The 15,243-nt window shown below is 66.9% G+C and carries 13 protein-coding genes; 5 read left to right on the top strand and 8 right to left on the bottom strand.

What is annotated here, in order from left to right:
- Positions 1-2,202: 2,202 nt before the first annotated feature.
- The 8 genes from ACQ3I4_RS07790 to rpmH form a co-directional block, all read right to left on the bottom strand.
- A complete protein-coding gene (locus ACQ3I4_RS07790; protein ID WP_430633255.1) occupies positions 2,203-3,432 on the bottom strand; it encodes a ParB/RepB/Spo0J family partition protein in 1,230 nt (409 codons plus the stop codon).
- Positions 3,433-4,054: 622 nt separating this feature from the next.
- Positions 4,055-4,945: a ParA family protein gene (locus ACQ3I4_RS07785; protein ID WP_430633254.1), complete on the bottom strand. Its 891-nt coding sequence runs from the start codon at positions 4,943-4,945 to the stop codon at positions 4,055-4,057.
- A gap of 344 nt (positions 4,946-5,289) precedes the next feature.
- Positions 5,290-5,937 (bottom strand): 16S rRNA (guanine(527)-N(7))-methyltransferase RsmG, encoded by a 648-nt coding sequence (rsmG, locus tag ACQ3I4_RS07780; protein WP_329861993.1) that lies wholly within the window; start codon positions 5,935-5,937, stop codon positions 5,290-5,292.
- A gap of 88 nt (positions 5,938-6,025) precedes the next feature.
- A complete protein-coding gene (locus ACQ3I4_RS07775) occupies positions 6,026-6,568 on the bottom strand; it encodes a protein jag (RefSeq protein WP_430633253.1) in 543 nt (180 codons plus the stop codon).
- Positions 6,569-6,571: 3 nt separating this feature from the next.
- On the bottom strand, positions 6,572-7,531 hold the full coding sequence (gene yidC, locus ACQ3I4_RS07770) for a membrane protein insertase YidC (protein ID WP_329861991.1): 960 nt from the start codon (positions 7,529-7,531) through the stop codon (positions 6,572-6,574).
- Positions 7,532-7,537: 6 nt separating this feature from the next.
- Positions 7,538-7,909 carry a membrane protein insertion efficiency factor YidD gene (yidD, locus tag ACQ3I4_RS07765; RefSeq protein ID WP_329861990.1) on the bottom strand — a complete coding sequence of 124 codons (372 nt, stop codon included), beginning with the start codon at positions 7,907-7,909 and terminating at the stop codon, positions 7,538-7,540.
- The gene (gene rnpA, locus ACQ3I4_RS07760; protein WP_430633252.1) at positions 7,896-8,318 is read right to left on the bottom strand and encodes a ribonuclease P protein component; all 423 of its coding nucleotides are present in this window, start codon (positions 8,316-8,318) and stop codon (positions 7,896-7,898) included. The genes yidD and rnpA overlap by 14 nt, the downstream gene beginning before the upstream one ends.
- 104 nt (positions 8,319-8,422) lie before the next feature.
- On the bottom strand, positions 8,423-8,560 hold the full coding sequence (gene rpmH, locus ACQ3I4_RS07755; protein ID WP_127513203.1) for a 50S ribosomal protein L34: 138 nt from the start codon (positions 8,558-8,560) through the stop codon (positions 8,423-8,425).
- A 523-nt stretch (positions 8,561-9,083) separates the two neighbouring features.
- Between rpmH and dnaA the strand changes: the two genes are divergently transcribed.
- From dnaA to ACQ3I4_RS07730, 5 genes are all read left to right on the top strand, one after another.
- On the top strand, positions 9,084-10,496 hold the full coding sequence (gene dnaA, locus ACQ3I4_RS07750; protein ID WP_329861988.1) for a chromosomal replication initiator protein DnaA: 1,413 nt from the start codon (positions 9,084-9,086) through the stop codon (positions 10,494-10,496).
- 441 nt (positions 10,497-10,937) lie between these two features.
- Positions 10,938-12,065, top strand: coding sequence for a DNA polymerase III subunit beta (gene dnaN, locus ACQ3I4_RS07745; protein ID WP_430633251.1), 1,128 nt, complete (start codon positions 10,938-10,940; stop codon positions 12,063-12,065).
- Positions 12,066-12,132: 67 nt separating this feature from the next.
- Complete coding sequence (gnd, locus tag ACQ3I4_RS07740; RefSeq protein WP_329861986.1) at positions 12,133-13,020, top strand: phosphogluconate dehydrogenase (NAD(+)-dependent, decarboxylating); 888 nt, start codon at positions 12,133-12,135, stop codon at positions 13,018-13,020.
- Between the two features lie 16 nt (positions 13,021-13,036).
- The gene (gene recF / locus ACQ3I4_RS07735; RefSeq protein WP_430633250.1) at positions 13,037-14,377 is read left to right on the top strand and encodes a DNA replication/repair protein RecF; all 1,341 of its coding nucleotides are present in this window, start codon (positions 13,037-13,039) and stop codon (positions 14,375-14,377) included.
- Positions 14,374-15,027 carry a DUF721 domain-containing protein gene (locus ACQ3I4_RS07730; RefSeq protein WP_430633249.1) on the top strand — a complete coding sequence of 218 codons (654 nt, stop codon included), beginning with the start codon at positions 14,374-14,376 and terminating at the stop codon, positions 15,025-15,027. Before recF ends, ACQ3I4_RS07730 begins: the two co-directional genes overlap by 4 nt.
- Positions 15,028-15,243: the final 216 nt, after the last annotated feature.

Here is a 15,243-nt window from a genome sequence, read left to right as displayed (position 1 = left end):
GGCGAGGCCCGCCACTGAAGGCCATCAGGTGAATTTGCCTCCTGAAGCAACTTATAACGGTGGTTCTCGTCGCCGCAACGCGCCCAGGGACGCTTGGTGGGCTCACCGCCCGAAAGCAACACTCCATTCCACGCCCACGGTCGTCGCGGCGGTCTGTCCAGCCATCATGATCGATGGCGCGCATCGCGTCACCCGCGGCCTTCCTCCGCAGTGGGTGCCCCCCGCCGAGTAGTACTTGATGGAGGCCTTCGATTCGACAGGTACGGTGGGCAGAACTTGAGCCAGCGCTGCCCTGGATGCTGCCTTAGACATTGCATTGAAGTCCCTGCCGTTTCACGTGAAACACGGCCGGCCTCACTGTCACATGCTGCCAGACGCAAGAGGAGCAGGCCATCGGCCTGCCACACACTCATCCTCGTGGCGGAATTGCGGTCCCTCCGGAAGGCAAGGGAGACCCTTAAGGACAACCTCGTGGCCGACGTGAGCCCTTGCAGGGACAAGCTACGCAGAACTCGACCGGCTTCTCATACCGAGAAGACGAGCCCATCGGAGCACTACCAATAGCCGAACACGTACTCCATGACGCCCAGCCTTCCCTGCAGTAGGCAATGAGCATCCATCAGGATCGGCGTTTCACGTGAAACAAGCATGCCGTCCACGCACCCCAGGTCCACGTGAGACTTGAGCGGTTGATTCCCTTTCGATTCCCTACGTCGGGTCAGGTCTCAATGAATCCCGGCGAACATCAAGGACAAAACCTCCCTGTAGCGAGGTATCACCGCGACCTACAGTGGTCGCGCGACAATCGACCCTCTGCGGATCCACGCGTCCCGGTCCCCATCCAGAATCGTGCCGACGTTCGACTCCACGTCCTCGTCTCAGTGAATGTCGGCGCAGGCGTTCAGGATCAGACCAGTCGGACACGAGCGAGGCCGGACGCTGGCCTATCGACGAGTCCGGCTTGACGTCTTTGTCCGAGTCGGAGCCAGGATTCAGGCATCAGACAGCAGGCACCAAGCACTCAAACAACATTCACCTCGACATCGCGGTGGTAGACGGCAACGCTACGTCCCGGCGACTTTGGTCGCGTCGGGCAAGCATTGTACGACCGCACACCCCACCTGCGGGCGTTGCACGTGAAACAGAGGCCCGCATAAATCATCGTCCAAAAAGTACAGGCAGCGTTCAAGCACTACTGCCAGGAGGGGACCCACGGTCCCCACAATATCGATACGACCGATGCGAGCCTCGCGTGATGAGGAGTCCTCGTTGCTCCACGGATGCGCCAAATTCGAGTGCCATCGGCGGTTTGGCTCGACTTGTTCACAGCTCTCTGCAGTTTTCCACAGCGATTCTGTGCATAAGTGGCTCGTTTCACGTGAAACCCAGGCGCTAAGTACGCGGCCGGGGCTCTCCGATGCGGAGTGCCACCCCGATACTGAACTATTTCGCCCGCGGTAAACGGCATCGCCTCTCGAGTGCCTCCTGGAGACTAGTACCCGTAGCAACGAAGTTCGCGTTGCCAGACTGGATTCCCGTTCAGCAATTCTTATGAGCGCGTTGGTGCCTCAGGTCGGGGGTTTGTTGTTTGGTGTTTGGGCGAACACCCGGTCTGAACACGAGGCGAGAAACTGCGCGCGGAGAGCCTGTTTCACGTGAAACCGTTGCTACCAAGAACTCCGTACTTTGGGCACGCGTCAATGTGGTGTAGTTGCGGGGTCCAGGCACCCTCGTGGTGGATCAAACGCGTGGGAGATCAAGAGCCGCGAACGCGAGCGGCACGGAATCCACCTACAACTCCGACTCTGGCGCAGCCGCTAGCGGGTTTCACGTGAAACGCGGTGCTCAACAGGATTCTGAACTCCACAAGGCTTACGGCTCGGTTTAGGATGCCGGCTACGTTCAACAGGAGCCGCCTATCCCGCCCAGGTTAGTGTCTGCCTCACCATTCATTGCTGTGCACGCAGGGTAGGCCCAGCCTCGACCACCGATCACCGATCACACCGGACACTAGCGGCGTGAAGCGCACTCCACACGAAACATTCTCTGAGAGACAAGGGTCCATCCGACCGTTGGTACCCATTCGTCAGTCAAGCAGAGTCAGATACAGACACAGACACGTGTGGCCCCGTTTCACGTGAAACAGGGCCACCGTTGGTCCAACAGCTGAAGATTCGATCTTCAGCAGACCTCTTGGTCCATTTAGCTCTGGCCCTCAGGTGCAATGACCGACATGATGCGATTCAGGTCGTCAACGCTGGCAAACTCAATGCTCACGCGGCCCTTCTTCGCCCCCAGAGTGATCTTCACGTTGGTATCCAAACGATCAGAGAGAGACGTGGCCAAGTAGTCGAGACGCTCATGGCGTGCCGACGAGCGGGGCTTGGTTTCACGTGATGGGCGACGAAGGGAGTCGGACAAGGCGACGATCTCTTCAGTGGCACGAACGGAGAGGCCTTCATAGACGATGCGCTGCGCCAGACGCTCCATATCGGCGGGATCCTGCAATGCCAGCAGCGCACGAGCATGGCCGGCGCTCAGAACGCCGGCTGCCACACGACGCTGCACGAGGGCAGGAAGCTTCATCAACCTCATCGTGTTGGAGATCTGCGGCCTAGAACGACCAATACGTTCGCTGAGCTCATCCTGCGTGCAACCAAACTCCTGGAGAAGCTGCTGATAGGCCGCGGCTTCTTCCAAGGGATTCAGTTGCGAGCGGTGAAGGTTCTCGAGGAGCGCATCACGCAGCAGGTCGATATCAGAGGTTTCCCGGACGATCGCGGGAATCGCCGTCAGGCCCGCCTGTTGTGTCGCCCGCCAACGTCGCTCGCCCATGACGAGCTCGTACTTCTCCGCTCCCTGTTCCGAGCTCGGCCGCACGACGATGGGCTGAAGCAGTCCTACTTCCTTGATGGAGTGGACCAACTCGGCCATGTCCTCTTCGTCGAAGACCTGACGCGGCTGCTTGCGGTTGGGGTGGATGTCTCCCACCGGAACCTCGACGTAGCTGGCACCGGGGACGGCCACGAGCGTTTCACGTGAAACGGCCGGATCCTTGTCCACGGAATCGCCGGCTTCCCTGACAGCCGCCGCGACTCCGGTGGAGGCGGCTACCGGAGCCTCGGCCTCCTCTTCCAGATCTCCATTCGACGCAACGGGCTCAGGAGCCGCGGACACGTCGGAAGCACCCAGATCGAGACCAGACTTGGCCTCGCCGCCGTCAAAGCCCACGGGAGCGAGGCTCGTCGGGGCCCCGGCATCATCGTCTCCCTCCGGGGAAGTCGCCGCACGTCCGGCGGCCCGACCGGTTCCGAGCACATCGGGAATGGCAGGCCTGCGTGAACCGCCCTTGGACGACGGACGCGAAGTGGAGCTCTGATTCGATGCCTGGACAGCTTCGTCGTCGGCTGAACGCCCGGGAGTGAAGAACATATCAACCGGACGCGGTTTCTTGACCGTAGAAGTGCGCTGGGCGGTTGTCGGAGTGCTCTCCGCCGACGACGCGGTTTCGGTTTCCTTGGTCGAGGTAGCCCCAGTCCCAACGGCACCACCTGACATTGCTCCACTGGCGGAACCATGGTCAGATCCCGAAGCCTTCGAGCCGCCATTCTTCGTGGCCGGAGACTTCGCCTTCGCAGCAGAACCCGCCTTCACTGCGGTCGACGACTTTGCTCCGGAGGCAGGCCTAGTAGCACGGGAGGTCTTCGAGGCCCCCTTGCCAGCGGGGGCCGAACCATTCTCCTCGGTCTGGGCGGCAGGCGAAGCGGCAGCCGATGCGCCACGTGAAGTACCCCGAACCGGAACTGCCTCGTCCGCACGTTCGTCGCTCGCTGCCGGGGCGCTGGAGATCAGGGCACCCAGTCCACGTCCTAGGCCACGTCGCTTTTCCGCCATCTGTGTTCCTCCCGGCACCAGTGTCGCCCGTCCGCAGGGCATGAATACTCAGGGACGAGTCTACTGTGCCGTCCTGGGGAACAGGCCTTCGACGGGCCGGAATCAACCGCCGGAGGGTGGATGAAGCACGAGCCACGGACGCTTTCGACGGCGGTGCGGACTACTGTCCGCGTTCGGCGATCTCCGTCGCGGCCTCCCGATAGGACAGTGCGCCGGTCGAGTTGGCGTCGTACGTCATGACCGTCTGCTGGTAGCTCGGCGCCTCGGAAATCCGCACGCTGCGCGGGATGACTGCTCCCAGGACCTGGTGTGGGAAGTGCTCGCGCACCTCGGCGGCCACCTGCGCGGCGAGGTTGGTCCGGCCGTCGTACATCGTGAGCAGGATCGTGGACACCACCAGGTCGGCGTTGAGGTGCTTCTGGATCATCTCGATGTTCTTCAGGAGCTGGCTCAGTCCCTCGAGCGCGTAGTACTCGCACTGGATGGGAATGAGTACCTCGCGGGCCGCCACGAACGCGTTGACCGTGAGCAGGCCGAGGCTGGGCGGGCAGTCGATGAAGACGTAGTCAAGGCGCGGCTCGCCGGCTTCGGCGCGATGCTTCGCGTACTCGTCGAGGGCGCGCCGCAGCCGCTGCTCGCGGGCCACGAGCGACACGAGCTCGATCTCGGCCCCTGCCAAGTGGATCGTGGCCGGGGCAACCATCAAGTGGTCGATGTCGGGGCACGGGGCCACGACCTCCGCGAGCGGCACGTCATTGATCAGGACGTCGTAGATGGAGTCGATGTCGGCATGGTGCTCGATCCCCAGCGCCGTCGACGCGTTGCCCTGCGGGTCGATGTCCACCACGAGGACGTTCAGGCCGGCGGAGGCGAGCGCGGCGGCAATGTTGACCGTGGTGGTGGTCTTGCCGACACCGCCCTTCTGGTTGCTGACCGTGAGGAACCGCGTCGACTCCGGTCGGGGCAGTTCGCGCGCGTTGAGCCGTTCCCTGCGCTTGTTCTCGCTGGCCAACTGGCTCGCCAGCGGAGTGCTCTCGTCCATAGTGTCCATAACGTTCCGAACCGGTGCCTCTGATGGGGAGTGAACTGCTTCTTCCAGTGACGTCTCCGGGGATGCGGACCGCGCATCCTGGCCGGGGGACTCGGTGGCCGCCTCTACCTCGCCGAGCGGCGACACCGCGGCCGCCTCCGCGAGGCCGTCCCGACCCACGCGGGGTGTTTCACGTGAAACCTCCGAAGCGGTGGAACCAACGGCTTCTGGTTGTTTCTCCGCCGCAGCCCGGAAGGCACCACCGAACAAGGCCGCAAAGGGCGGAATCTTCTGTCCGGTCTTGCTCACGTACTGGGCGTCCTTTCAACCGTCGGGGCGACGTACCACCACTACAGACTAGCGGTTCAGGCCGAACCGACGCGGATGCGGACCACGGTCGTGGATTCCTCGAGGACGTCCCCGCCGACGGTCAGCACCTCGGTTCCGCGGCCTCCAAGGCGCTTGATCACCTTGGCCGCCTTCTCGACTTCCTCGGCCGCGCTGCGTCCCTTGATGGCCAGGACCTGACCGGAGCCGTGCAGCAGGGGAATGGTCAGCCCGGCCAGGTTCGAGAGCGCGGACACGGCCCTCGCCGTCGCCACGTCGGCGTCCACCTCGTCCACCACTTGCTCGGCCCGTCCCCGCAGGATGCGGACGTTGTCCAGCCCCAGGTCCTCGACGACCTCGCCGAGCCAGATGCAGCGTCGTTCCAGCGGCTCGATCAGCGTGATGGCCAGATCGGGCCGCGCGATGGCAAAGGTCAGCCCGGGCAGGCCGGCACCGCTGCCGACGTCGGCCACGGCGGCGTCTCGCGGAATCAGCGACGAGACGACAGCGCAGTTGAGCACGTGGCGCCCCCACAAGCGGGGAACCTCGCGGGGGCCGAGCAGGCCCCGCTCCATGCCGGACGTGGCCAGGTGCCCGACGTAGCGCTCGGCGAGGGCCAGCCGGTCACCGAACACGGCCTGCGCCGCGTCCAGCTCCTGCTCCGTTGCCTGATGGGATTCGACCACGGGGGACCTCCGCTTCCGTTCGTGCCGTCGGGACCCTGCCGGGTCCGGTGTGGGAGCCGCCGGTGGGGACCGGCGGCCGGGGGACGTCCTAGGCCCCGGAGAGCGAGACGACGATGTGCCGGCCCGAGCCCTCGCCGTCGGACTCGCTGTCCAGACCCAGGGCCGCGACGGCGTCGTGCACGAGCTTGCGCTCGTACGCGCTCATCGGCGCGAGGGCGACGTCCTCACCCGTCTCACGGGCCTTCGCCACGGCGTCCTCGGCGATCTTCTGCAGCTCGGAGGCCCGCCCCTCGCGGTACCCGTCGATGTCCAGGACCAGGCGCGAGCGGTTGCCCGTCGCGGTGAGCACGGCCAAGCGGGCCAGCTCCTGCAGGGCCTCCAGGGCCTCGCCGTCGCGGCCGATCAGCTCCTTGAGGCGCGAATCCCCGCCCTCCTCGTTGACGATCGAGATGTACGTGCGGCCGGACCGGACCTCGATGTCGATGTCGCCGTCGATGTCGGCGATGTCGAGCAGCTCCTCGAGGTAGTCCGCGGCGACGTCGCCCTCCTCCTCGAGGCGGCTTGCGGGGGCTTCCTGCTCGGCGTCCTCGGTGGCCTCGGGCTGGACGGCCGTCTCTTCAACGTTGCTCATGGGCTACTTCTTCTTCCTGTTCTTACGCTGCGGCTGCTGGCGCTGGCCCTTGGGCTGTTCGACCTGCGGCGGCTCCTCGGCCTCGGCCTTCTTCTGGCCGATGGGCGGCAGGCCCTTGGCGGCACGCCGCTCGTTCAGCTCTCGCTCCGCCTGGGAGCCGGGGGTCGGGTTGTTGCGGATGACGTAGAACTGCTGGCCCAGGGTCCACAGGTTGGAGGCCGTCCAGTAGATCAGGACGCCGATCGGGAAGTTGATGCCGCCGATGCCGAAGACGAGGGGAAGGATGTACAGCATCATCTTCTGCTGCTGCATGAACGGGCCCTCGAGGGCCTCCTTGGTCATGTTCTTGGACATGATCTGCTTCTGGGTGATGAACTGCGAGGCCGTCATGGCCAGGATCATCACGATCGCCACGATGATCACCGACACGGACGGCGAACCCGAATTGATGGTGCCCAGGAAGGTCTCGGAGAGCTTGGCCCCGAAGATCGAGGACTCGTCGAAGCTGCGGACGTGGTGCGGCTGCAGGGCGCCGATGCCGGTGCCGTCGGCGCTTGCCCGCGAGGCGTTGTTCAGCACGGTGAAGAGCGCGAAGAAGAACGGCATCTGCACCAGGATGGGCAGGCAGGAGGAGAGCGGGTTCGTCTTGTGCTTCTTGAACAGGGCGCGCTGCTCGGCGATCATGGCCTGCTGCGAGAGCTGGTCCTTCTTGCCCTTGTACTTGGCCTGCAGCTTCCGCAGGTCCGGCTGCAGCGCCTGCATGGCGCGCTGGGCCTTGATCTGCTTGACGAAGACGGGGATCAGTGCGGTGCGGATCAGGAGCACCAGCAGGATGATGGACAGCGTCCACGTCCAGCCGGAGTCCCCGTCCATGCCGATGAAGGTCAGGCCCTCATGCCACATGAGCAGGATCCACGAGACCACCTGGCGGAAGGGCCACAGCAGCGTGTCAAAGAATTCCATGAACGGTCATGCTCCTTGTGCCGCGTCAGCGGCCTCATCGTCGGCGGGAATCGGCGGATGATTCAACACCATGATCTTCGGGGTCCCGCCTTCGGGCCAAATCCTCCGGCCGGGCGGGACATGGTCGATTCCGCCGTGGCTCCACGGGTTGCAGCGCAGGACCCGGTAGGCGGCGAGGCCGGCCCCCTTCACCGCGCCGTGGACCGTCACGGCCTCGAGCGCGTAGGCGGAACAGCTGGGGAAGTAGCGGCAGACGTCGCCGTAGAGCGGCGAGACGATGCGACGGTAGGCCTTGAGCAGCAGGATCAACAGGCTCCGGGGCACGTCGATGATCCAGCGGACGACGCCGGTGCCCGCCTGGTCCTCATGTCCCGCCATCGCTGCCCTTCCCCGGGGGATTCCCGGTGTGGTACCGCTCTGTCTGGTCCCGCCCGTCCTGCGCCCTCGACGCCTTGGCGGCCGCCGTGGCGAGGGCCGCCACCGTCTCGTCCCTCAGGGCGTCCCATCCGGCGCCAGCGGCCGGAGCCAGGGCCCGGACGACGACGTCGTATCCCGTCGCGTAGCCGTCGGCACCGGGCGCACCCGCCGCGGGGCCGCGCCCGAGCAACCCGGCAGCGACGGCACGCAGCCTTCGTTTAACGAGGTTGCGGGCGACGGCGTTCCCGACGGCCTTGGAGACGATGAAGCCGAACCGTGACGGCGTGCCGTCCGGGAGGCGCCGGGCATATAGCACGACGTTCCGGCGCCCTGAGCGGGCACCGGAACGTACGGTGGTGCTGAAATCCACGGAGGTCCGCAGGCGGTGCTGTCGAGGCAGCACGGCTAGTGGCCGATCGGGCGGTTGGGCCGAATCATGGCGCGTACGGCAGACCGGAGTGGACCGCCGGGTTCCTAGGCGGAGAGTTCGGTGCGGCCCTTGGAACGGCGGGCCGCCAGGATGGCGCGGCCGGCGCGGGTGCGCATACGAAGACGGAAGCCGTGCTTCTTGGCACGACGGCGGTTATTCGGCTGAAAAGTCCGCTTGCTCACAGTAGTAACTCCAAGACGATCATGTGATGCGCCTTAACCCGTTGCTACAAGGGGGAAGAACAGGCTGACGCTCGTATTCAACGTGGTGCGCCCGCCGCTCTCCAGGACCGCTTCCTCCACCCTGACAGGCGGTGGGAAGGGCGTACGGGAGCGCGGAAAACGCACACACAGGACTAAACAACGGTACGGGAGGCCGGGGCTCCGCGTCAAACCGGGCAGGCGGCATCGGCGTCCACATGCTGTGGGGACGGAATCCACAGCTGTGGACGAATCAGGTGTGAGGGGATCGGCCCGTCGCGCACCATCTTGCCCGCCTCATCCCCGGAACCACGGGATTCCCGCCGTGTCGCATCCCGGGCGCGCCGCCGTGCCGGCGGGGGCGATGTTATCCACCGACTGTGAATAACGCTGTGGATGACGGCTAGAATCGGAACTCCAGCGGCCCCGGCACCACGGGGGCCCGGACGCGGTCCGGATCGGACCGATCAACGACACCCGAACGACCAGCCAAGGGGCCGCATCCGTGAGTACCGACGAGTCGAACAGCGTGGGCAGCGCCTGGCGCCAGGTGGTCCGCAACCTCGAGCAGGACGACCGCGTCACGCCGCGCCAGCGCGGATTCGTCGTGCTGGCCCATCCCCTCGGGCTCATCGGAACGACCCTGCTGCTCGCCGTGCCCAACGAGTTGACCCGCGAGGTCATGCAGACCCAGCTCAAGGCGCCCCTCGATGACGCGCTGCGCCAGGTCTTCCAGGACGACATCCTGTGCGCGTTCAGCATCGACGCCGATCTGGTTCCCGAGCCGGCACCCGAGCCCGAACCCGAGGAGCAGCCGATCCGCAAGGACCGGGTCCCCGGCACGCGACCGCAGCCGACGCCGCCGTCGAACTCCCAGGAGTTCGGTCGCTTGAACCCGAAGTACATCTTCGACACCTTCGTCATCGGCGCGTCGAACCGCTTCGCCCATGCCGCTGCGGTCGCCGTCGCCGAGGCGCCCGCCAAGGCCTACAACCCGCTCTTCATCTACGGGGACTCCGGCCTGGGCAAGACGCACCTGCTGCACGCGATCGGCCACTACGCGCGCCACCTCTACAACGGGATCCGCGTCCGCTACGTGAACTCCGAGGAGTTCACGAACGACTTCATCAACTCGATCCGCGACGACGAGGGCGCGAGCTTCAAGCAGACCTACCGCAACGTCGACATCCTGCTCATCGACGACATCCAGTTCCTCGCGAACAAGGACGCGACGCAAGAGGAGTTCTTCCACACCTTCAACGCCCTGCACAACCACAACAAGCAGGTCGTCATCACATCCGACCTGCCGCCGAAGCAGCTCGCCGGCTTCGAGGACCGGATGCGGTCGCGCTTCGAATGGGGCCTGCTGACGGACATCCAGCCGCCGGAACTGGAGACGCGGATCGCGATCCTGCGCAAGAAGGCGACGGCGGAGGGCCTGTCCGCGCCGGACGACGTCATGGAATACATCGCGTCGAAGATCTCCACCAACATCCGCGAGCTCGAGGGCGCGCTGATCCGCGTCACGGCGTTCGCCTCGCTCAACAGCCAGGGAGTCGACATGGCCTTGGCGGAGCAGGTGCTGAAGGACCTCATCACGGACGAGGGCGCCCAGGAGATCACGCCGCAGGCGATCATCGCCCAGACCGCGGACTACTTCAACCTCAGCATCGAGGAGCTCAACAGCAAGTCCCGGACCCGGACGCTCGTCACCGCGCGGCAGATCGCGATGTACCTGCTGCGCGAGCTGACGGACATGTCCCTGCCGAAGATCGGGCAGATCCTCGGCGGCCGGGACCACACCACCGTGATCCACGCGGACCGCAAGATCCGCGAGCTCATGGCCGAACGCCGGGCGATCTTCAACCAGGTCACGGAGCTCACGAACCGGATCAAGCAGCAGCAGCGCGACGGCTGACCACCCCACGGGAACGGTGCGTGGAGCCCCATCGTGCCGAAAGCCACAGCTGTGGATAATTCTGTGGATTCTTAAGTGGACGAGACGGGTCGGCCTGCGCATAACCCCACCCCCTCCTGTGGATCCCTTAAACGACGCGGATTTCTATCCACCGGGATCCTGTAGTTCACCGGAGCCGACCCAACACCTTGTCAACAGGGCAGATCCGGGACGCCGCACGGCGCAGGCGGGTTATCCACAGTATCCACAGCAGTTATTAACACTACGAATCCCCCTTTTTCGAAGAATCCAGATAACAAGTCCCCTCCCTGCCGAACGACCCCGTTCCCCGGATGAACGCCATCCACCGATGCGGACGATCCGGTGCGGTGCCCTGGCGCCTAGGGGCTAAGCTTGCACCGAATACTTGTCGCTCCATGGCTGTGAAAGGCGGAACACTAGGTGAAGTTCAGCGTCGAAAGGGACGTCCTTGCGGAAGCCGTTTCCTGGACCGCCCGTTCACTGTCCCAGCGTCCGCCGTCACCGGTCCTCTCGGGGATCCTGATCACCGCCGGCAACGGGATCGTCGCCCTCGCCGGCTTCGACTACGAGATCTCGGCCAGGATCGAGATTCCCGCGGACACCACGGAAGAGGGCTCCGTCCTCGTCTCGGGCAAGCTCCTCGCGGAGATCTCGCGCAGCCTGCCCCAGGCGCGGGTGACCATCGAGACCGAGGGAACCAAGGTCACCGTCAGCTGCGGACGCAGCCGCTTCCACCTCGCCACCATGCCGGTCGGCGACTACCCCGAGCTCCCGGTGCTGCCGGAACTGGCCGGGGTCGTGGACGGCGAGGCCTTCGCCCAGGCCGTGAGCCAGGTGATCGTCGCCGCGTCGAAGGACGACACCCTGCCGATCCTCACCGGCGTCAAGATGGAGATCGAGGACGACCTCATCACGTTCCTCGCCACCGACCGCTATCGCCTGGCGATGCGCGAGGTCTCCTGGAAGCCCACCGTTCCGGGACTCTCCACCTCCGCGCTCGTCAAGGCCCGCACGCTCAACGAGGTCGCGAAGACCCTGGGCGGATCCGGCGAGCTCAGGATCGCCCTGGGCGAGGACAGCGACCTGATCGGCTTCGAGAGCGGCAACCGCCGCACCACCTCGCTGCTCGTGGACGGGGACTACCCGAAGATCCGCTCGCTCTTCCCCGAGAGCACTCCGATCCACGCGACCGTGAACACGAGCGAGCTCGTGGAGGCCGTCCGGCGCGTCGCGGTCGTCGCGGAACGCAATACCCCGGTCCGCCTCGCCTTCACGGACGGGCAGCTCGCGCTCGACGCCGGCACGGGAGAGGACGCGCAGGCCGAGGAAGCCCTGGAGACGCACCTCGACGGCGAGGAGATCACCGTCGCGTTCAACCCGGCCTACCTGAGCGAGGGCCTGAACGCCTTCGACAGCGAGTTCGTGCGGTTCTCCTTCACCTCGGCCCCCAAGCCGGCCATGATGACGGCGCAGAAGACGATCGACGGCGAGGACGAGGTGGACTACCGCTACCTCGTCATGCCGGTCCGGCTGCCCACCGGCGCCTAGCTGGAGAGCCGCCGCCGGCGATCCCCGTACGGCGGCCCCATCCCAGGACCCCACCCAGGAGGACAACGTGCACATCGGACTCATCGGTCTCGGCAAGATGGGCTTCAACATGCGCGAACGCCTGCGCCGGGGAGGTGTCGACGTCACGGGCTACGACCGCAACCCGGAGGTCTCTGACGTCGCCGACCTCGACGCGCTCATCGCCGCGCTGCCGTCGCCGCGGATCGTCTGGATCATGGTGCCGGCCGGCGCCGTCACGGATTCGGTCGTGGACGACCTCGCCTCGCGATTGTCGACCGGGGATCTCGTGATCGACGGCGGCAACACCCGTTTCAGCGACGACCAGCGCCATGCGGAACAGCTGGCCGGCCGCGGCATCCGGTTCGTCGACTGCGGCGTCTCGGGCGGGGTGTGGGGCCTCGAGAACGGCTACGGGCTCATGGTCGGCGGCGCGGAGGCGGACGTCGAGGAACTCCTGCCCGTCTTCGACGCGCTGCGTCCCCAGGGCGAGCGGGCGGACAGCTTCGTCCACGTCGGGGCAGCCGGCGCGGGACACTACGCCAAGATGGTCCACAACGGCATCGAGTACGGCCTCATGCAGTCCTACGCCGAGGGCTATGAGTTGCTCGCGGCCAAGGACATCATCCGCGACGTCCCCGGGACGTTCGCCGCATGGCAGAAGGGCACCGTGATCCGCTCCTGGCTCCTGGACCTCATGGTCGAGGCGCTGCGCCAGGACCCGGAGCTGTCCCGGATCGCCGGATACGTCGAGGACTCGGGCGAAGGCCGCTGGACCGTGGAGGAAGCGATCGCCAACGGGGTCCCGGCGCCGGCGATCACCGCATCCGTGTTCGCGCGCTTCGCCTCCCGGCAGGACGACTCCCCGGCGATGAAGGCCGTCGCCGCCCTGCGCCAGCAGTTCGGCGGCCACGCCGTCAAGCGCCCGGGCGAGTGAACGGGGGCGTTCCGCCGTGTACGTCTCCCATGTCTCGCTGACCGATTTCCGCAGCTACGCGCAGGCCAACCTCGAGCTCTCGCCGGGCACCACGGTGTTGCTCGGGCCCAACGGGGTCGGCAAGACCAACGTCGCCGAGGCCATCGGCTACCTCGCGACCCTTTCCTCCCACCGCGTCTCCACCGATGCGGCGCTGATCCGCTTCGGCGCTGAGCGGGCGATCGTGCGCGCCCGCGCGGTCCGCGGGACGCAGGCCACCGCCGTCGAGCTGGAGATCACGGCGGGCAAGGCCAACCGGGCCCGCATCAACCGGGCCAATCCCGTCCGGGCCAAGGACGCCGCGGGGATCATCCGGACGGTGTTGTTCGCCCCCGAGGACCTGGCCCTCGTCAAGGGCGATCCCGGGAGCCGCCGGCGCTTCCTCGACGAGTTGCTCGTGCTGTTGCAGCCGCACCAGGCCGCGACGCGGGGCGACTACGAGCGGGTGCTCAAGCAGCGCAACGCCCTGCTCAAGTCCGCCCGGGCCGCGGGGCGCTTCACCTCGGCGCACGAGGCGACGCTCGAGGTGTGGGACCAGCACCTCGCCGAGGCCGGTGCACGCCTCCTGCGCGGCCGCTTGGACACGCTTGAACGCCTGGCACCGCACCTCGACGGCGCCTATGCGGGGATCACGGACGGGTCCAAGGACGTCGGCGCCCTCTACCGCTCGAGCATCACGGGCGAGGTGGACGACGACGGGGCCCCGGCCGGGGACGACGGCGCCGGTGCGGAACTCGCCCGGGCGACGACGGCCGGGCTGGCCGAGCGCTTCCTCGCCGAGCTCGTGGCGCAGCGCCAGCGCGAGCTGGACCGGGGGCTGACGCTGGTCGGTCCGCACCGCGACGAGCTGCACCTGACGCTGGGAGGGGCTCCGGCGAAGGGCTACGCGTCCCACGGCGAGACGTGGTCCCTCGCGCTCGCGCTGCGCCTGGCGTCCTACCGCGCGCTGCTCGAGGACGATCCCCGGGAAGGGGCCGGACCGGTCCTCATCCTCGACGACGTCTTCGCCGAGCTCGACACGGGCCGCCGGGCCCGGCTCGCCGCGCTCGTCGCCGACGCCGAGCAGGTCATCGTCACGGCCGCCGTCGCCTCCGACGTGCCCGCTTCCCTCGGCGGGCGGGTCTTCGCCGTCGCACCGGGAAGCATCGGGATCCCGGCCGAAGCGGCCGGTGTCCCGCTCGGCGGGGTCGGCACGGCCGCGACCGGTCCCGCGGATCCGGGCGACGCCGATCGATCGGACCACGGCGCGGTCACGGACGGCGACGTGGCCCTCGACGACGCCGTGGTTCCGGGCGACGGGGAACCGGGGTCCTCATGAGCGCGGCGCGCGACGGCTGGGACCGGCCCCGGGACGACCCGGACCGCGACGCACCGGAGCCGCTGCTGCCGCCGGTCAGGCCGGGCCCCGCCGCGGGCCGTGGCCAGGCCTTCGAGCCGGACGAGGTGGCGGAGCTGGACGCCGCCCGGGCCATGGTGAACAGGATGCGCGAGGCGGCAGCCCGCCGCGGCGAGGTGCGGATGGACGCGGCCCGCGCCCAGCGTGCGGGGGAACGCCGCGCCGCCGACCGGGCCGCCCGGAGGGCCGGACCGCGGGGCATTGAGTACGACGACGGGCGCGATCCCCAGGGGATCGGCACCGTGTTCGAGCGCATGCTCCGCGACCGCGGATGGTCCTCCCCCGTCGCCGTCGGCTCCGTCCTGACGGAATGGGACGCGCTCGTGGGAGGCCAGGTCGCCGCGCACTGCCGGCCCGAGAGCTTCGAGGGGACCACCGTCGTCGTGCGCTGCGACTCGACCGCGTGGGCGACCCAGCTCCGCCTGCTCAGCAACAGTCTCCTGAAGACGTTCGACGAGAAGCTGGGCCCCGGCGTCGTCACCGTGATCCAGGTGCTGGGACCCTCGGCGCCCAGCTGGCAGAAGGGGCGCCGGCGCATTGCCGGGCGCGGACCGCGCGACACCTACGGATGAGCCGGACGGGTCGCCGGGGCGGACCGCGGTTCCATGTGACAGGACTTCGACAGGGACGCGCCCTAGCGGCCCGTGGGGCTAGCGGGTGTGGAGACCCTCGTGGAGGGGGTGTCCAACGCGTCCTGAGCGGCATTTTTGGCTAATGGGTGGTGTTCGGGGCCGAATCGACGCGCTCCGGCGGGGCTTAAGCGGTAGAATCGTAGACGTGGCGTCTCG

The sequence above is a fragment of the Zafaria sp. Z1313 genome, from assembly GCF_050563205.1.
Taxonomy (GTDB): Bacteria; Actinomycetota; Actinomycetes; order Actinomycetales; family Micrococcaceae; genus JAZDCJ01.
This window is presented reverse-complemented; position numbering and strand designations above follow the sequence as displayed.